18 protein-coding genes are annotated in these 18,133 nt (G+C 62.5%); 6 read left to right on the forward strand and 12 right to left on the reverse strand.

Annotation, left to right across the window (positions count from 1 at the left end; translation table 11 throughout):
* Positions 1-11: 11 nt before the first annotated feature.
* Complete coding sequence (locus tag HD600_RS01985) at positions 12-1,331, reverse strand: NAD(P)-binding domain-containing protein (RefSeq protein WP_184281210.1); 1,320 nt, start codon at positions 1,329-1,331, stop codon at positions 12-14.
* An 87-nt stretch (positions 1,332-1,418) separates the two neighbouring features.
* On the opposite strand from HD600_RS01985, the gene HD600_RS01990 reads away from it, so the two are divergent.
* The 3 genes from HD600_RS01990 to HD600_RS02000 all read left to right on the forward strand — a co-directional run bounded on the left by HD600_RS01990 (position 1,419) and on the right by HD600_RS02000 (position 3,042).
* Positions 1,419-1,766, forward strand: coding sequence for an ArsR/SmtB family transcription factor (locus HD600_RS01990; RefSeq protein ID WP_184281211.1), 348 nt, complete (start codon positions 1,419-1,421; stop codon positions 1,764-1,766).
* Between the two features lie 213 nt (positions 1,767-1,979).
* Positions 1,980-2,624 carry a hypothetical protein gene (locus HD600_RS01995; protein ID WP_184281213.1) on the forward strand — a complete coding sequence of 215 codons (645 nt, stop codon included), beginning with the start codon at positions 1,980-1,982 and terminating at the stop codon, positions 2,622-2,624.
* A 40-nt stretch (positions 2,625-2,664) separates the two neighbouring features.
* Positions 2,665-3,042: a hypothetical protein gene (locus HD600_RS02000; protein ID WP_184281215.1), complete on the forward strand. Its 378-nt coding sequence runs from the start codon at positions 2,665-2,667 to the stop codon at positions 3,040-3,042.
* 103 nt (positions 3,043-3,145) lie between these two features.
* Here the strand turns inward: HD600_RS02000 and HD600_RS15130 are convergent, their stop codons facing one another.
* Positions 3,146-4,651: an SNIPE associated domain-containing protein gene (locus HD600_RS15130; protein WP_206706036.1), complete on the reverse strand. Its 1,506-nt coding sequence runs from the start codon at positions 4,649-4,651 to the stop codon at positions 3,146-3,148.
* Between the two features lie 67 nt (positions 4,652-4,718).
* Between HD600_RS15130 and HD600_RS02010 the strand changes: the two genes are divergently transcribed.
* Positions 4,719-5,618, forward strand: coding sequence for a hypothetical protein (locus HD600_RS02010; RefSeq protein ID WP_184281220.1), 900 nt, complete (start codon positions 4,719-4,721; stop codon positions 5,616-5,618).
* Between the two features lie 1,231 nt (positions 5,619-6,849).
* Here HD600_RS02010 and HD600_RS02015 read toward each other — a convergent pair.
* The 7 genes from HD600_RS02015 to HD600_RS02045 form a co-directional block, all read right to left on the reverse strand.
* Positions 6,850-7,716 carry a GNAT family N-acetyltransferase gene (locus HD600_RS02015; protein WP_184281222.1) on the reverse strand — a complete coding sequence of 289 codons (867 nt, stop codon included), beginning with the start codon at positions 7,714-7,716 and terminating at the stop codon, positions 6,850-6,852.
* Positions 7,717-7,720: 4 nt separating this feature from the next.
* Complete coding sequence (locus HD600_RS02020) at positions 7,721-8,476, reverse strand: ABC transporter permease (RefSeq protein WP_184281224.1); 756 nt, start codon at positions 8,474-8,476, stop codon at positions 7,721-7,723.
* 14 nt (positions 8,477-8,490) lie between these two features.
* Entirely contained in the window at positions 8,491-9,237 is a 747-nt protein-coding gene (locus HD600_RS02025) for an ABC transporter ATP-binding protein (protein WP_184281226.1), read from the reverse strand.
* A gap of 91 nt (positions 9,238-9,328) precedes the next feature.
* A complete protein-coding gene (locus HD600_RS02030; protein WP_184281228.1) occupies positions 9,329-10,054 on the reverse strand; it encodes a hypothetical protein in 726 nt (241 codons plus the stop codon).
* The gene (locus tag HD600_RS02035) at positions 10,051-10,512 is read right to left on the reverse strand and encodes a hypothetical protein (RefSeq protein ID WP_184281231.1); all 462 of its coding nucleotides are present in this window, start codon (positions 10,510-10,512) and stop codon (positions 10,051-10,053) included. The genes HD600_RS02030 and HD600_RS02035 overlap by 4 nt, the downstream gene beginning before the upstream one ends.
* Positions 10,513-10,568: 56 nt before the next feature.
* Positions 10,569-11,438 (reverse strand): alpha/beta fold hydrolase, encoded by an 870-nt coding sequence (locus tag HD600_RS02040; protein WP_184281232.1) that lies wholly within the window; start codon positions 11,436-11,438, stop codon positions 10,569-10,571.
* Positions 11,439-11,514: 76 nt separating this feature from the next.
* A complete protein-coding gene (locus tag HD600_RS02045) occupies positions 11,515-12,597 on the reverse strand; it encodes a GNAT family N-acetyltransferase (RefSeq protein WP_184281234.1) in 1,083 nt (360 codons plus the stop codon).
* A gap of 36 nt (positions 12,598-12,633) precedes the next feature.
* Between HD600_RS02045 and HD600_RS02050 the strand changes: the two genes are divergently transcribed.
* Positions 12,634-13,233 carry a TetR/AcrR family transcriptional regulator gene (locus HD600_RS02050; protein ID WP_184281236.1) on the forward strand — a complete coding sequence of 200 codons (600 nt, stop codon included), beginning with the start codon at positions 12,634-12,636 and terminating at the stop codon, positions 13,231-13,233.
* A 28-nt stretch (positions 13,234-13,261) separates the two neighbouring features.
* Here HD600_RS02050 and HD600_RS02055 read toward each other — a convergent pair whose 3' ends face one another.
* Positions 13,262-13,948, reverse strand: coding sequence for a CatA-like O-acetyltransferase (locus HD600_RS02055; RefSeq protein ID WP_184281238.1), 687 nt, complete (start codon positions 13,946-13,948; stop codon positions 13,262-13,264).
* Between the two features lie 163 nt (positions 13,949-14,111).
* Between HD600_RS02055 and HD600_RS02060 the strand changes: the two genes are divergently transcribed.
* A protein-coding gene (locus HD600_RS02060) for an IS3 family transposase (RefSeq protein WP_422120177.1) occupies positions 14,112-15,292 on the forward strand; the annotation gives its coding sequence in 2 pieces (ribosomal slippage) (positions 14,112-14,378 and positions 14,381-15,292; 1,179 coding nt in all).
* An 844-nt stretch (positions 15,293-16,136) separates the two neighbouring features.
* Here HD600_RS02060 and HD600_RS02065 read toward each other — a convergent pair.
* Positions 16,137-16,814 (reverse strand): response regulator, encoded by a 678-nt coding sequence (locus HD600_RS02065; protein ID WP_184281240.1) that lies wholly within the window; start codon positions 16,812-16,814, stop codon positions 16,137-16,139.
* Positions 16,811-18,010, reverse strand: a complete 1,200-nt coding sequence (locus HD600_RS02070; protein ID WP_184281242.1) for a sensor histidine kinase — start codon at positions 18,008-18,010, stop codon at positions 16,811-16,813. Before HD600_RS02070 ends, HD600_RS02065 begins: the two co-directional genes overlap by 4 nt.
* Between the last annotated feature and the right edge of the window lie 123 nt (positions 18,011-18,133).

The following is an 18,133-nucleotide window of genomic DNA, read 5'->3' on the forward strand; positions in this document are numbered from 1 at the left end:
CGCGATCGGGATCAGACGGTGGTCGCGGTACGGCCGAGCTGGATCAGTTGTTTCGGCGGTGCACAGCATGCTCCCCCGAGGCTCGCTCCGGTGGAGTCGAACAAGCCGGCACCCCCGCACACCCCGGTGTCGGGGAGGACAAGCTCGACGCGTGCGGCGGCTTCGTAGTCTCCGGAGAGCTCAGCGATGACGGAACGTACCTGCTCATAGCCTGTCATCGCGAGGAACGTTGGGGCTCGCCCGTACGACTTCGCGCCGACGAGGTAGAAGTTCTTCTCCGGGTGGGCGAGATCTCGTGCGCCAGTGGCGGCGACCGACCCACACGAGTGAATGTTCGGGTCCACCTCGGCTGCGATCCGCGTGGGGGCTTCAAGCGTGGGATCCAGGCCCAAACGCAGCTCGGACAAGAAGGACAGGTCGGGACGGAACCCGGTAAGGATGGCGACGTGATCGGCAGCAGGAAGAGAACGCCCATCCTCGCTGGTAAGGACGACACGATCGCCGTCCTGGGATACGCGTTCGATCCGGAACCCGGTGACGAGATCAATCAGGCCGGCCTCGACGAACTCCTTTGCGGTCGAGCCGAGTCGACCGCGGGCGGGAAGCTCGTCTGCATCGCCTCCCCCGAATGTGTTGCCCACGGAGCCGCGCCGCAGCACCCAAGTGATCTTCGTGTCCGGCTCTCGGCGCGCAATACGCGCGAGCGCAATCACCGCCGTCACCGCCGAATGCCCGGAACCGACGACCACACTGTGCATACCCGCGTACTTCTTGCTTTCGCGATAGTCGGGAATCCGGTAGTCAAGAACATCGACCGCGGACTTCTCCCCCATGGCAGGCAACCCGTCCGCTCCGGCGGGATTGGGCGTCGACCACGTGCCCGACGCATCGATCACCGCACGCGCATCGAGCCGATACTCATCACCGCCCGCGTCGACGTGCACAGTGAACGGCTGTTCGTCCCGACCGGCATCCACGAGCCGGTCTCGCCCCCTCCGGGAGACGCCAACCACGCGCGAGCCGTACCGAATGCGATCACCAAGCACGGCTGAGAGCGGTGCAAGGTAGGCGCTGATCCATTGCGCACCGGTCGGGTATCCGGCGGTCGGAGCGGTCCATCCCGAGGGTTCGAGAAGACGCGCAGCCGCCTGGTCGACGAGCTCTCCCCACTCGGAGAACAGGCGCACGTGACCCCACTCCGACACGGCCGACGCTGCAGTCGCGCCAGCTTCGAGGACGACCACCGACTGCCCCCGCTCCACGAGATGCGCCGCGGCAGCGAGCCCCTGCGGACCCGCACCGATCACAACGACAGGAAGTTCGGCGGGCATGGCGTCCTCCATAGATCGACAACTATCAATGTGACAATGCTGTTCGACACATCGACAGATGTCAATACGACGTGAGACAATCGCATTATGACGATCGAGCTCCCACTGCTGAATCAGGAAGATTCGACGTGCTGCGCTCCCGCCACCGGTGCGGCGATTGCCTCTGACGACGCGGAGTACATCGCTCGCACGTTTAAAGCACTGAGCGACCCGACCCGCGTTCGTCTGCTGTCGATGATCGGCGCCACTCCCTCGGGAGAGGCATGTATCTGTGACCTCACCGCGCCTGTGGGACTATCGCAGCCCACGGTCTCCCACCACATGAAGCAACTCGTCGACGCGGGCCTCGTCGAGCGCGAGCAGCGCGGCCGCTGGGCCTACTTCCGACTAGTCGACGGAGCCCTCCAGCGCGCAATCGCTGACCTTCCTTTGTGAAGGCGTTGCGCTCCGGGGCCCCAGCCCGCCGTCATCGGTTCGGGGAAACGGCGAGCTGACCCGCCGAGATTGTGTCCGCCGAAACGACGAATCGCGCCGCCCGGTTCCTCAAGTTCTCACTTGGAAACCGGACGACGCGAGTCACGGTGTCGTATATGACGACCGTGGGATCAGTGGTACTGCCTTATCTATGTCGGGTGGCATCATCAATTCATGACCTCTGCGCCGCGTATCTACCGGTTCCGTGTAGAGGACCCCGCGACCGCGCCGAAGATGACGCCGCGGCAGCAGTCGTTCTACACCAAGCACTTCCTGCCCCGTTTCGACGCCGGCGATCCCATCGACGTCGGCAAGGAGGACGGCTACCGGTGGGTGCTGCTCCATGAGATCCTCACCCAGAGCCGGGCGGATCTTCCCGCGGCGATCGAACAGATGGCGCGACTGTCAGCGACCGGCTTCTCCCCTGCCAGGGATTGCTTAGGGGGCCTCTACCTCCTGGCGAACGACTGGGACGCCGCGGTCGAGTGTTTCATCTGGGGGCACACGAAGCTTGCCATTTCATTCGGTACCGCCGAGCACCGTGGGCACCCCCGCTTCAACGCAGTCGACCTCTTCTTCTGGAACCGTGTCGCCTTGACGAAAGCCGGGTATCAGGTTGCGGACGCGCTGTTCGAAGACCTTCAACGAACCCTCGACGATTTCCATGACCAGCATGGCCGGAGCCTGCCGTTCGACTTCTGGGAGCGGCTCTCGGCCGATGTTCCGCTGCGGAATGTCGTCGATTCGATCCGCGACGACCTCCCCTCCGACCTGAGCGACGAGGACATTGCCGAGTGGCTCGCGCGGGATCTTTTCTGAGGATGAACGTGCAGCAGTACTGCTCGAACGCCTTATTCAGGTGGTCGAAGCCTGGCGAAACCCGTACGCACATGGCGGATTTGAGAAGGGTCACGGGTCTACTGTTTACGTCCATGTTCCGGGAGCTGGCGCGTTGCAGATCGGCCTGAGCGCGTCTCGAGCCCGTCCGTCGCTATCGCTTGGCATCACCCGCTCGATCTCCATTTCCGACGTGTTCGCGCTCTTCGACGAGATTGACGAGTGGTTGGCACGGTCGTGGCCCCAGGGATTCACGTGGATCGAGTCGGGTCTAGAAGTTCGGTTCGATGCCGCGTTCGTCGATGAGATAAGGCTCGGGCGACGAGACGAGGAGCGGTTCAGGAAGTTCCTCGCCTACACCGAGTATCGCGACGATCAGATCGCCAACATGGATTACTAGCGACCTACGCAGCGTTGCTCTCTCCCGTAGATCCGCTCGCATCGCGGTAGACAATGCGCAATCCGCACTCGCTCGGCCGAATTGACGTGAATCGCGACCACTCTTACTGGCTTTGCAGGGCCTGAGTGGCTTTGTACTCTTCTGCGACTGGATCGAGCTTGAAATCGAGCAGTTCGACGGCGTGAGCCTTGAGTACATCGCGAACCTCGGTCGGCGTGGCTCTGAAGTATTCGCGGCGCAGGTTGACCTGGTTGATGCGGCGGTCCGCGAAGTGCTTGTGCAGCATCGCTTCGATACTCACGGCGTCGTCCGCGAAGAACAGTGCGTGCACGTCGAAGCGGAACGGCACCGAGGCGTCCCCCAGTTCGTTGACTCGATCCATCGGTTCCAGACGGCGGGTGAGGCCGATCTTTACGACGTCGGGCCCGAACGACCCGATGTTACTGATGACGTAGACGTAACCTGCCCGGATGTTCGCTGCCCTGTAGTCGACGTTCTCGATGGCATGCTCGACATCCGCGAGGCGAGCCCGCATGCGTTCGGCCCCTTCACGATCACCGTTGGCTTCGAGGGCAGCGATGGTGTTGGCGTAATGCCCACGTTCTTTCTCCAGTCGCGCCTTCTCTGCAGCGAGCTCTTTCTCCGACTTACGTTGCTCTCGAAGCTCTTCTCGATGCGCGCGTTCCGCTTCCTTCTCAGCTTGCACTGCGCGCAGGTGCCGATTGGCGAGTTCAAGTTCACGCAGCCGGAGCTGGTGAAAATACGGGGTGATGCTCAGATCGATCATCGTGCCCAATCGAGCGATCTGCTCGACCGCAGTCGTCAGGCGCTTCTGCGCGGTGGGGAGGTTACCCGCACGGACAGCCTTCACACAGTTCTCGGCCTCGGCGTTGTACGAGCGCAACATGAGCTTGGACATGTCCCGCACGAACTTCGCGCCCTTCGCGGAACTGTTATTGAACGTGAAGTTGTTGGTTGCCCGTGTTGCCCGGCCGGTACGGATGGCCGTCTTGATATCGGCACGCAGGGCTTCGAGCTGAGCGCCAAGGGCGACCGAGTCTTCCGCAGGGTGTTCATAGTCGTAGAGCCCGAACTCCTGCACCTCGACAGCACCACGCAGATCCAACAGAGATGCCTCCGCAGCGACGATGTCCGCCCGGCGAGAAGTGAGCTCAGCAGCCGCGGCAGCCACCCGGCCGCGCACCTCGTCAACCTCTTGGCCGAGGTGCCGCTTCAGATCATCGAGGACGGCCACCTCCTGCAGCCCATACTGGTCGATCAGCCCTTGCAGCCGCGCGACCTCGCCGCGAAGCTTCTCGGCATGCTTCCGCGCACCAACGAGCGGAATGCTCTCGGCGAGAAGGGCGTTTACCGATCCGGCCGAGGCCGACGTCGACGCGGGCTCCAATCCTCCATCCGCGCGTGGATCAGCAGCTGCAACCTGAACCGTGGTGTCGCGCACTTCTGGTTGACCGCCAGTCATCGAGGCCATTGACTGCGTACCGTTCGCGAACACATGATCCGTCCACGCTTTACCGTCCCAATACCGCTGCTCGAACACTCCACTAGGGTCCGGGTACCACCCCGCCGGGGCCGCCTGTTGAGTCACCCGCCCAAGCTAGCGCATGATCGTTTCCACGCGGCCGGACAGCGTCGCGCCGCACTATGGTCGAGCCATGAGCAAGCCAACGCGACCGCATAACGGATTGATGCGTGTCCCCGTCACAAACGCCGAGGAGCTCAACGCCTCCCAGGTTCTCGCTGCGCGTTTGAAGCAGATCGATGGATTGCTGACTCGCTACGAGTCCATCGCGCGTCTTCGTGCGAAGCCGACCTCAGAGCTTGGCGACGACGACCATCGGACCAGCTGGCTAAATTTCAGTCATTTCGTTGCATCGTGCATGGCAATGGCGACGGACAGTTTGGCCTCGACAAGACAGTTGCTACTACCCGACGACGATCAACTCGAGCATCGCGTCACCGCCCACTTCGCCCTTCTGCGAAGCGCTCTCGAGTCAGCGGCTACCGCGCTTTGGCTACTGCGCCCCGATGACCAACGTGAACGCATCATCCGCCTGCTCCGACTGCGAGCGAACGACGCGGACTTCGATGTAAGTCTCGTCAAGGCGGCCGCCAAGCTCGTTGATACCGAAACGCTGGACGGGAGGGCGGCGTCGCAGGCTGCGATCCGCAATGCCGTTGCTCGACGAAAGAAGCATCAACTCCGAATGACGAAGATCGCAGCTGCTGAAGGCATCACGGCCAGCGAGTACTTGAACAACTTCCCCGGATACGGAGTGATCGTCGAACAAGCTACCGACTACCCGGATCTCGACGGCGCATACGCCTCGACCGTCTGGCGACTTATCTCCGGGCTTACACACCCGTCCCCGCTGCGAATGCTCAGCACCAGTAATCACGAAGAGACCGTCGCTAACGAAGACGGCACGCTCCATGTCGTCGCGTCCACACATCTCGGACACACGACTAACGCCCTCCTCGCCGCCATGATGACTTATCGGCGCGCCACCGAGACTCTGGCCGCGCGCATCGCCCGCGTTCACCATCGTGCATAAGGGCTCCCGGACATCCACGTTCATGATCGCGGTGCCGACGTGAGCGCACTCGACGTCACCGCATCTCATTCCTTCAAGTGCGCGGGATCCGCATCAATCTGAGCCGGCGGGAAACCACTATCGCCCGAGCTACGCATCGGGTACAGCGGCACAGCAAGTCCGTCCTCAAGCCGAGCGACCGTGCGAAGATCCGGCCATGCGGTACCCGAGATGATGTGCCGTACGGTCGCCTCGTCCACCGCTGCACGGTGAGCGACTGATCGCACGCTCTGCTCGCCGATCGCGTCGACGAGATTGAGGACAAATCTCCGCGCGATCTCCCCGGCTGGATCCGGTGACGGGGCATCGGGCCAGGATTCCGTCAGCTCAGACGGCGACTCGCGCCGCCGGTTAGCCACAGGAACGCTCCTGTGGAACCGGCCGGCGCGAGATCAGTCGTTTCATGTGCCAACTGTGCAATCTGTGCCAGCTGATTTGACGTGTGCCAACTTCAATGTGTCGAAATGCCAACTACTGTGACGGCGCACAGAAACTTCTAGAAGTCCCAGTTCTCGTCACAACTCGCTTGATCCCGCGGATTGTCGACAGTTGCGGAGCTGTCGTGCCCCCATCGTGCCACTCTGAATGCTGCTAAGTGTCCACCTCAGAAAAGCGGTCGCTGGAACACTTCTAAAGGTAGCCGGGCAGGACAGGAACCTCAACGCCGTGACCTGTCGGATCGGTACCAAGCTCTGCCGTGGTCCCTGACCTCAATCTTCAATCTATGTGGATGCGGCGGTGTGAAGAGCTTCATAGTCGGTGGTGCTGAGGTCACCGAGGCTAGTGTGTCGGCGATGGGGGCTGTAGAAGCCCTCGATCCACTCGAACATGGCCGACGCGAGCTGCGCCCTCGAGTCCCAACCAAGCGTTGCTCTCCGCTCCCATCGACCACGATGCCATCAACATCGCCCGCAGAGCGGTTCGACGTGATCGTGGACTTCTCCGGCCACGACATAGGCGACCAGATCACGATGGTCAACGACAACGGCAGCGACGGCTAGAACCAAGAGCAGGCACAACCTGTGTCATCGATGACCTACCAAGCTCTGCCGTGGTTTTCTGGCCTCAATCTTCAATTATTGACCGCGGCTGTTGGTCCCCCACAATCCGAGGAGAGGCATCGGACCGGTGGAAGGTTCACGCTGCGTTCTGGACGTTCGAATGCAGCGATCCCTTTGGCGGTCCATCGTCGCTAGCGGTTCCGGTATCGATCATGAATCTCAGCGCGGGCTTCCATGCCGGCAGACCGGTACGTCGCAACCGCTCCGATATTGGCGCTGGGAGTGCAGACGATCGCACTCGACGATCCGAGTTGCCGAAGCTTCGCAGCGGCCGCCAGCGTAATCGCCCTTCCATAACCCTGGCCGCGATAGCGGTGATGAACCCCCATGGGTTCGATCAGCCCCGGCTTGCCCACTCCTGCAGACCAGACCGTGACTGCCGCCACCGCATTGCCCCTGTCATCGAAGGCGAGCAGACAACGTGCATCGGCGTACGCGGGCGCCGTCGCCATGGCGTTCCAACGCGCGGCTGTGAAAGACGAAGCGTCGAACGAAGCCCTCTGTACGTCCACGCGAGTCTGGGCGTTCTCCTGTCTCACCTCCTCGATACGCACGCCTGGGTCTGGGACCGGCGCCGTGAGGTCGCGGCGGAGCGGCGTCCATGGCTCATCGGTGTCCCAACCCTCCTCGGCGAGCAGTTCGTGTACCATCGCGTCCGACGGCACCTCGACGTTCGCCTTGCCCGCGCTCAGGACGCCGCTCTCAGGCCGGGTCAGGTCATCTACGACTTGTCGTGCCAGCTGTTCGTCACGCCGCGCGTGCGGCGCGACAGTCAGTCGCACGAGGCCTGGCCCGTCGAGCAAACCGATGGCGAGAATCTGCTTCCCGCCGCTCCACGTCCGAACGGCGCGCGATGCCTCTGTGGCGCCGAATCGCCAGAACCACCCCACGTCCCCTGGATGCAGCTGCATCGGCGCGCCCTCGTACTGCCACTGTCGCAGCACTTCGATGACGCGAGGGAGATCGTCGACCTCCGGCTGGGTCAGCTGTACAGGCATCGTGTCACCTCCACCGGAAGGTCCGCATCGCTATGAGGAGCATAGGAACCGTCCATACCACCATGACGGCGATCGGAACGAGTGACATCGGGTGCCCGTACCAGGCGGCGGTGAGTGACTGCGAGGCTGCTCCGAGAGGGGTGTAACCGGAGATCTGCCGCAGGGGCTCCGCCATCAGTGGCCCTGGCGTCCACACACCTGCGGTGAACAGGCATCCGAAGAAGATGAGCATGCCGATTCCGTTCGCGTTCTGTGCGGTACTGGCGCGCGCGGCGATCAGCGATCCGATGCAGAGCATCTGCACGGCGGCGAGGGCGAATATCCCGACGACGAAGAACACCGATCGCGGCGGTTGAGCATCCAAGAGCATGACGGACGCTGCGACGGCGATCGCCGCTCCCAGCACGAGGGAGACACCGCTGAGGATCACTTGTGCGATGAGCACCCGCTGGGGGCCGACCGGGGTGGTGGCAAGTCGTCGAAGTACGCCCTTCTCGCGATATCCCCCGATCGCTGACGGGAAGTTGGTGAGTGTGACGCTGCCGAGCGCGACGGTCAGCGCGATCGGAATGAACAGGTCGATCGCGCGGAGCTGCGCGAAGGCCGGGTCGTCTCCTCCGAGGGCTTCGCCGGTACCGGGTATGACGAGTCCTTGCAAAAGGAGGAGGGCGGTCGGGAAGAGCAGCGCCATGAAGATCGCCGTCGGATTGCGGCTCAACAAGGTTGCTTCGCTGCGGATCAGTGCAGGGAGCGCGTTCAATTCGTGTCCTTTCATCATGCTGCGCGAAGCAGCTGGTCGTTCTGAATGATCGCCAAGTAGGCATCTTCTAGGGACGGGCGTCGTTCGTCGCCGGCGAGGCCGGATGCGTCGATGAGTTCGCTCGATGTGCCGGATGCGATGGTGCGGCCGTGGTCGATGATCGCCAGGCGATCGCAGAGCGCTTCGGCCTCGTCCAGGAAATGGGTGACCAGAACGATCGTCACGCCTGTCTCCCGGATGCGCTTGATCAGTGTCCAGACGTCGCGGCGTCCCTGGGGGTCGAGCCCGGTCGTCAACTCGTCCAGTATCGCGATGCGCGGGTTCCCCACCAGCGCCAGCGCGATGGACAGTCGCTGCTTCTGTCCGCCGGACAAGGAACTGAACGCCTTCTTCCGGTGGGCACGCAGTCCTACTGTCTCAAGCAGCTCGTCGATATCGGCGGCGTCCGGATAGAACGATGCGAACAGTCGTAATGCCTCTCCGACACGCATGTCGTCAGGCAGCTCACTCGATTGGAGCTGGTAGCCAACAAGATGTCGAAGGGCGCCCAGATCAGTCGTCGGATCCAAGCCGAGTACGCGGATCTCGCCGCGGTCAGGACGGATCATCCCGGTGAGACATTCGACAGTCGTGGTCTTGCCTGCACCATTCGGGCCGAGGATGCCGAAGATCTCACCTTCCTCGACACTCAGATCGACGTCGCCGACGGCGACGTGCTCGCCGAAGGACTTGCGTAGGTTCTGGATGCTGATTGCGGGCATGCTGGCGCCTTTCTGGCAGGCCGAAGTCCCCGAGGGCTTCGGGTTGGAGTGAGTATGTGATTCGTGCGTCGTCGCGGTGGAGGGCGCGATGTCAATCTGGGCGTGCGGTGGAGCGCGCAGCGGCCCTTCGGGACAGCCATAGCGAGGCCAGCCACCAGATGATCTGAACGGCGATAATGACTACCGCGCCTATCAGAGCGCTCGAGATGTCGAGATCAGCAAGGTCATACCGCTGACCGACGATGAGGCAACCGACGGCCACGGCGGCTCCGACAGGGATGAGTCTTGTCAACTGCAAGGTCCAGCTGTCAAGTTCGGCCCGCAACCGTGAAGGCGCGAACGCCGTCCATAAGAGGCCGATGAGCATCAGAAGTACGATGCCGAAGGCGCTTCCGAGTATGTAGCCGAGCACGCCTGCGTCGAGCTCGCGCTCAACGAGCCACAGCGTCAGCAATACCAGTCCGGCCAGAAGCGATGCTGTCGAGACCACCGACCTGAACACAATCCAGCGCGTTGGAACACGCCTCTGCAAGTCCTGGCGCTTGCGAGGGATGTAGGCCCAAGCCTCGTTCCGAAGGTAAGCCGATAGGACGCTGGCGATAACGGCCAGTGCGATCGGAACAACGATCGGGGTCACATAGTTATTGCTCACGATCCAAAGCAGCGCAGCGAAGAAGAACACAACCGTCGGCATCGCCAAGAACGAGAACCACCAGGACGCGACGAACGGCTTTCTGGAGTCGGTCATGTCCATGGGGTGCACGAGCAACTGCTCGGTGGAATCCGGCAACGCGACGGTTTCGCGAACGGTTTTCATGGGGTCCTCCAGGGGACGTTCTCGATGTACGGCGGACGGAGCCCACTCTTGGCTATCTCGTATACCTTCTGGCGCGCTACTCCAAGTTCGCCGGCGACCGCGACGGCACTGAAATCGTCGAGCAATGCATCGACAGCCAACGAGCGGATGCCGGAAGCGCGCCAATTCAGATGCGCAGCGAGTGCGCCGACCTCTGCTGCGAGAAGCGCCACAGCCAACGGGCCACCGAAAGAGTCGCTCCAATCCGCGCGTCCTGACTGGGCGGCTGCGTACAGCGCGTCTCCGCCATCAGCGAGAGCTGCGTGCACCTCCTGTGGGCTCAGGCCGCACGCGGTGAGACGCGAAACCACCTGTTCGAACTCGGTCGGGTCGCCGAGCCTGTGAGCGAGAGCCGCCGCCCACGTGATCGGTCGGGTGTCGATGACGTCGCCACTGTCACCCCCAGGGTTACTCAGCATGCCTCCACCATGCCGGAGGACCGACACGACTGTCAACCCCAGGGTGACAACCCAAGTCAGTCGGGCCGCAGATCCTCGCAGCGAAAGATCGATTCGAACACTCGGCGCGCATGCGTCCAGAGCAGTGCGCCTCCGGCCTCTGGCAAAACCTCGCGCCGGACGTTCGTCATCCGATCTGCAAGCGTGGCGCCGTGATCCGGTGAATGACCGAGATCGCCCGCTCCGAACACGATCGTCACGGCCGTTCGGATATCGCTGAGCCGCAGCCCCCAAGGACGCATGGCGATGAGCGTGTCGCGTACGTATCCTCGACCGTTGCCCGCGAACCCCTCGATCAGGGCGCGCCGATATAGCGACAGGAAGCTGTCCTCGAGGTAAAACCTTCGATCCTTTTCGCTTGCACCTTCAAGGACCATCGACTCCATATCACCGGGAGTGATCATGGCCAGCACCCGCTCCGCCTCCCGAGGGCTCGCGCGAGCGAGATCTGACAGCTGTGTCGCTTCCGCGGGAAGCATCGCGTGTATCTGTGGGTGTGCCAGCTCGTCTGCCGGCGATACGAGGAGCAGCTTCGACGCCCACCCATCAGCGGCCGCAGCGAGACCGAAGACACTAGCCTGCGAGTTGGCGACCACCGGGATCATATCCGAACGGCCGATAGCGCCCTCCACGAACTTGCGATAGTCGTCGGCTGTCGAAACTAGTGTGCGTTCGCTGTGAAACGTCGAACCACCCATCCCCGGTCGATCCATCGTCAGGAGCCGGACGTTCATGTCGCGGAGGAGGTCCGCACCGAAGTGCATGGACTTACCGGTGGCGGCCCCCGCCATGAACAGCACCGGGTCTCCGTTAGACGGCCCGAAACTCAAGCCGGAAAGCACTCGGCCGTCTGGAGTCAGGACACTGATCGGGTCTGCACTGTCCATGCATCGAGCCTAGATTGAAGGTCCTTCGAGAACAACGCTGTAGCGACAGCCGCCATCGGATGACATCGCGAGTATCTCATGGCTGGGTGAAGTTATCGCTGGCGAGCACCCCATAGATGACGGTGTCTGTCCACTCGCCCTTAACCCACCAATCCTGGCGCAGGTGTGCTTCGCGCTGCATTCCGACTGCGGCGGCGAGCTTGGCCGACGCGTGATTGCGAGCGTCCATCTGCGCGATGACTCTGTGCAGACGGTGATGATCGAACGCAACACGCAACACTGCGCTGACAGCCTCTCGAGCGTATCCGTGGCCACGATGGCGGGGATCCAGCGCCCAGCCGATCTCGGCCACCCGACGATCGGCATCCACGAGCCACAGAACAACATCGCCTATCGGGTCACCGTCATGTTCAACGACGAGCGCCAGAGCCTTCGCATCATCGTCGAGACCGGTTCTGACCAACCGTTTCGAGATCTCCTTCACAGCGTCCGCGGCACTCCACGGCTCGACCAGTAGATACCGTGCCACCTCGGGCTGAGCATATATGGCACGCAGCCATGTCTGGTCGCCCGGCTCATGCAACCGCAAACGCAGTCGTTCCGTGGCCAATGGAAGCAATGTCGACGATCTGATCTCACGGGAGTACTGCAGCAGAATGACCGTTTCGCCAGAAGGAGCCATGTCACGGACTTCTGTGCCGCGAGCGAATCCGGCTCGTTCGAGCATGCGCTGAGCCGCCGAGTTCTGAGGCACGGTGCGTGCGTTGAGTCGGGTCAAACCGCTCCGCTCAACCAGCGCGCTCGCGAGTGAGAGCGCAGCACGAGCTGATCCTTGGCCTCGACGATCGGGGTGCACCCAGAATCCCACTTCGACTGACCCGGCGTCGACGTTGAACAACACCAAGCTGCCGACGAACACGTCAGTTTCCGGGTCGGCAATCGTCAGCACTGCGAGATCGCCACGAGTGAGGCCCTCCCGGATCGCTCCATCGATCAACGCGGAGACCGAAGCCTCGGTGTACTCGGGCTCTGGCATGTGGGCGAACTCGCGCACCCGCGGATCGGCTGCGCCGACGGCGTACCGGGCAGCGTCACGGTGGTTCATGGCACGCAGCACAGCGCGATCATTGCGCAAAGGAAGATATCCGACATCCAACATGGCAGTAAACTAACATAGTTCGGATAAGATCCGAATATGAGCTACTGGGAACAACGCAGGCCCATCCGCCGAATCCGTTCAGTGGATGTGCACAGCCTCGCCGCGATTTCCGCGGATCTGCTGGACGAGGGCGGAATGCGCACGCTCACGATTCGGGCAGCCGCACTGGGAATGGGCGTCGCGCCCGCCAGCCTCTACTCCCGAGTCACGTCGGTCGATGACCTATTCGATCTCGCGCTCGATCATGCACTCGGCCGAGAGCCGGAGTGGAGGAACACCCTCGAACACGCCGACGTGCAAGCTCTGCTGCTCGCGTACTACCGACACCTCGTTCGGCACCCGTGGGCCTGCCAGGTGATCGCCATGCGCGCTCCGCGGGGCCCCCACTATCTGCGGCTGTCCGAGCGGATGTGTGTACTGCTAGCCGAGAACGGTTCGAGCGACCCTCTCGGCGACGCTTACGCCCTGTCCAACTTCGTAATCGGCAGCGCCGCCACGGCCCCGGTGGCCGGCAACGAACGACGCGCTGCGGTCGACAGCGAACTCGCTCCGCTATACGCATCTCTCCATGCCGCGCACAGCGTAGATGCCGAAGCCATCCTCACGGCGGGACTCCACGCTCTGCTTCAGCGGTGAGCGCTGGCCAGTGATCGTGAACGGCAGGTTACCCGAGCGGTCTGTGGGGTTTACTGGACACGGCCCGGAGCCAGTCCGGGGCGCCGACCAGTGCCTGGAGCTCCTCGACCAGGCGTGCGATGTGGAAGCCGTCAGCAGCGGCGTGATGCATCTGGATGGCCAGGGGTAGCGACGTACGGCCTTCCCGCTCTACATACCGGCCAAGCGTGAAGATCGGCAGGAGGTGATCCCACCCATCAGCAATCTGCAACGAGAAACTGGTGAACTGCGTCCACGGCAGACTGGACACATCGAAGCTGTTCGCCGGTATCTCACCTTCTGGGAAGAGCGTCGTGGCACTCCTGTGGGTTTCCAACAGCTCCGCTGCAATGTCGTGGAAGCGGTCGAAATCAGTGGAGAACGGAGCCCACACGGAGGCGAAAATCTCGCGCTCCGGGTTGAAGACAGTGAATGCCGGATGCGCGACATCCCACATCGCGGGCGACCCATCCTCGGTCAAGGTCATGCGAAACTCCGAGTGCCGGTTGACAACCGACGCCAGCGCCCAAAGCTGGGCAATGTACGTCTTGCGCTTGGTCTCGCGTAGGGCGCCCTTCAGACGTGTGACATCCAGCTCGACCGTGATCGCATATGTGCAGGGCCCGCGGTCGCGGTAATGCTCAAAGTGCTCGCGTCGCGGCCAGGTAGCTAGGTCAATGCGCTGGGCGCGGCTCACGTTTTTCCCTTCAGGGCGCCGTTCCTGACACCTGCCTGGGCCTCAGAAAAGCAGTCGCTGGAACACTTCTAAAGTGTTAGCCGGGCAAGACGGGGGGCGTGAAGAAGGAATCGGTGACAACTGATCGTTAGCGCTGGGAGGCGCTGGCGGGAAGGATGTCATCATGCCTGGTCCCTATCCCCAAGAGTTTCGTGAGGACGTTGTTGCGGTCGCCCGGCGTCGTGAGAGTGGCGTCACCATCAAGCAGATCGCCACTGACTTCGGTATCAGCGAAGCGACGTTGCAGAACTGGCTCCGCCGGGCCGATGTCGAGGAAGGTAGCCGTCCCGGCCAGACCGCGGCCGATGCCGCTGAGGCGCGCGAGTTGAAGAAGCGGATCCGTCTCCTCGAGCAGGAGAACGAGGTCCTCCGGCGTGCTGCGGCGTATCTGTCGCAAGCGAATCTGAAACTCGGTGGCTCCCCAAAATGACCTACCCGCTCGTTGCTGAGCTCGCCGACTCGGGGATTCCCGTGACGGTGTCGTGCCGGGTCCTCAAGCTCGCCCGCCAGCCCTACTACCGCTGGCGCAACGACCCCGTTCGTGATGCGGACGTGCTCCGCGCGTATCGGCTCAATGCGCTCCACGACGCTCATGCGGAGGACCCGACGTTCGGATACCGATACCTGGCTGACGAGGCCCGGAGGGCTGGGTGGCGGATGAGTCGCCGGACGGCGTGGAAGCTGTGTTCGCAGGCCGGGATTCTCTCGTCCGCGCAGCGCCGACGGCGCGGGAAGGGCAAGAAGGCCGGCCCGCCGGTGTTCGACGACCACGTCAAGCGGCAGTTCCGCGCGGACGCCCCGAACCGGGTCTGGCTGACGGATATCACGGAGCATTGGACGAGTGAAGGCAAGCTCTACTGCTGCGCGATCAAGGACGTCCACTCCAACCGGATCGTCGGGTACTCGATCAGCGACCGAATGACCGCGAAGCTCGCCGTCGACGCACTGCGCAACGCCGTCACCCGCCGCGGTGACGTCGCCGGATGCATTCTGCACGCCGACAGAGGCAGCCAATTCCGAAGCCGCGCTATGGCCCGCGAATTGCGCCGCCATGACATGGTCGGATCGATGGGCAGAGTCGGCGCAGCCGGAGACAACGCCGCCATGGAGAGCTTCTGGTCCCTCGTTCAAACGAACGTCCTCAACCAGCAGCGATGGGCAACCCGGCAGGAGCTGCGCCTCGCGATCGTCGTCTGGATCGAGCGGAAGTATCACCGGCAGCGAGCCCAAGACGCGCTCGGCGGCTTGACGCCGATTGAGTTCGAAGCGAAGCTAACCGAACAGCCGCTCACCCTCGCGGCCTAAACCCCACCTGTCACCAGTTCCTTCTTCACGCCCGGGAACCTCAACGCCGTGACCAGTCGGGGGGCACCAAACTCTGCGGTGGTCCCGGCCTCGATCTTCAATTATTCAGACGGACCACAGCTTCTGGTCCCCCCAATCAGAGGAGCGGCATAGGACCGGTGGCAGGTTCACGCTGCGTCTTGGACGTTCGAACGCAGCGATCCCCTGCCGGTCCATCGTCGCTGGATTCGATCAGCCCCGGCTTGCCCACCCCAGGCCGTCACTACCGCCACCGCATTGCCTCTGTCATCGAAGGCGAGCAGACAACGCGCATCGGCCTACGCAGGCGCCATTGCCATGCGGAAGGTGGGCGCGTGCCTCCTACATGCCTCCCTGAATGGGTATTCCCGCTTGTTCCCCTCTGCCTCGACTGGGAGCACGAAAACGCCCTTGATCTGCGAAAACTCGCAGATCAAGGGCGTGATCAGGTACTTACCCGGAGCCTCTAAGAAGAGGTCTCAGAAGTCGGTCCCAGTACTCGTCACCACCCACGTGATTCCGCCGGTTATCGGCAGTTGTGGAGTTGCCGTGCCCCAGCGCGCCACTGTGAGACAGGCTTCGTGTCCACCGCACAAAAGCGGTCGCAAGGGTACTCACCCAAGGCTCAGCGCTCAAGCAGCCGGCCCTCAGCCCGCCGGCTTCCCAGTGGCATTGGTAGTCCAGGTTGTGTGGCGTTGCAGGCGTGGATGCGGTGAGCCTTAAGCCCGACATGACTGGTTGATTAGAACAGATGGACAGTACACCCGACGGGTACAGCCAGTACATCGAATCGAGTTCTCTATGAGACAGAACCGGCGCCGTAGTTTCAGCGCTCGTCGGTACGGGGTTCACCGGGAGTGATGAGTCCGGATTCGTAACTGAGGATGACGAGTTGCGAGCGATCGCGGGCGTTGAGCTTGCTGAGGAGGCGGCTGACATAGGTGCGGGCCGTCGCTGGGCTGATATGAAGGCTTTGGCCGATCTCATCGTTGGATTCGCCCAGGCCGATCCGGGAGAGAACTTCGCCTTCTCGGCTGGTGAGAGATTTGAGGAGTGCCTTGCGAGCGTGGGTGCTCGGGCTCGTCGCCAACGTGTCCATCACTTTTCGGGTGATTGTCGGTGAAAGTAGAGCGTCTCCTGCGGCAACGACTCGGATCGCGGCCCGGAGGTCGTTCGGCGCGATGTCTTTGAGTAGGTACCCGGCCGAACCAGCTTGGATGGCGGCGAATACGTTCTCGTCTTCGTCGAAGGTGGTCAGTACGACGACCCGAACGTCGGCGAGTGAGGGGTCGGCGACAATTGCTCGGGTCGCGGAGACGCCGTCCATCTGGGGCATTCGAATGTCCATGAGGACGACGTCCGGTTTGTGCCTGCGAACCGCGTCGACGCCGGTGCTTCCGTTTTCGGCTTCGGCAACGACCTCGATATCGCCATCGTGTTCGGCCAGGGTGCGCAGGCCCGTGCGCACGAGTTCTTGGTCATCGACGAGTACAAGACGGATCATGGCAACCTCGCTGGGATTATGGCTTCGACGGTGAACCCGTCATGAACAATCGATCGTGCAGTCAACGATCCCCCGAGCAGTCTGGCCCGTTCGGTCATGCCGGCGATGCCATATCCGGACGGTCGATCATCGACGGTTGATCCCCGACCGTTGTCGGTGATGACGAGAAAGAGTTGGCCTTCGTGGATGTCGGCCTTCACTTGCGCATGTGTAGCTCCAGCGTGGCGAACAATGTTGGTGATTGCTTCCTGGAGCACTCGGTAGGCGGCCACATCCACCGTGTCGGAAAGGTCCGAGGAATCAATATTGATCGCAACATCTACCTCGATGCCAGCGCCCTTGGCAGCGTCGACCAGGTCTTGCACCGCTGCGAGCGACTGAACTCGGCGCGTCTCCTGATGGTCGGTTGGAGAGCGCAGGATACGCACCATTGAACGAAGCTCACCTAACGAGCGGGTGCTCGTGGTCCGGATGCGGTCGAGCGCTTCGCTTGCAGCACGGTCATCGCTGCAGATGGCTTCGGATGCGACGCCGGCTTGCAGGGAGATGACCGACATGCTGTGGCCCACGATGTCATGCAGGTCGCGGGAGAGTCGTTCGCGCTCCCTCTGCACCTGTAGCTCCGCCTCGCGAGCAAGCTGAGCTTCAGTAAGCTTCATGATCTCCGCTTGCTGGATCGCTTGAGTACGACGGGCGCGAACACCATACCCAAGGGCGATCGCCGCGGCGAACAGCGCAATGTTCGACACGGATTCGTAGCCAAGCAGAAACCCGATCGCTTCTCCGCCATCGAGCACTCGGTAGAACATTGAGACAGCGAACACGACGATTGATACCCCGACCGACCACACCATGAGACCGGCCTCGGTGGTGGAGAACAAGGCGGCCACAATGGGTATCGCCACCCCGACCGGCGGATAATCGAGGGCGTAGTACGCGAACATCCCCAGCACACTGAGCACGAGCACCGTTCGGGGCATTCTCCTACGCAGCAGAAGGAGAGCACCGAACCCGAACGCGAACACATAGGCGAGGAAATCCGGTGGCCGTGTTCCGCCCTCGCTCGTGGCGATGATGAGTGCGAGTCCAAGCGCGACCGCGGTTCCCAACAGACCGTCGATCACCCAGGACGGCGTGTGGTCACCACGGCGGCCGCGCACCAGGGTCGGTGATGCCGTCGACACCAGCTCACTCATGCTTACCAGCCTACGTGCCAGTGTTTCCGCGGTCATGAGCCCCCAGGCGATACTGAGTGTCGCTTCTCGACGTACGAGAAACGAAACAAGAAGCGACACATGACGAGAGCCTGGGCCGATGTC

The sequence above is a fragment of the Microbacterium ginsengiterrae genome (assembly GCF_014205075.1).
GTDB classification, from domain to species: domain Bacteria; phylum Actinomycetota; class Actinomycetes; order Actinomycetales; family Microbacteriaceae; genus Microbacterium; species Microbacterium ginsengiterrae.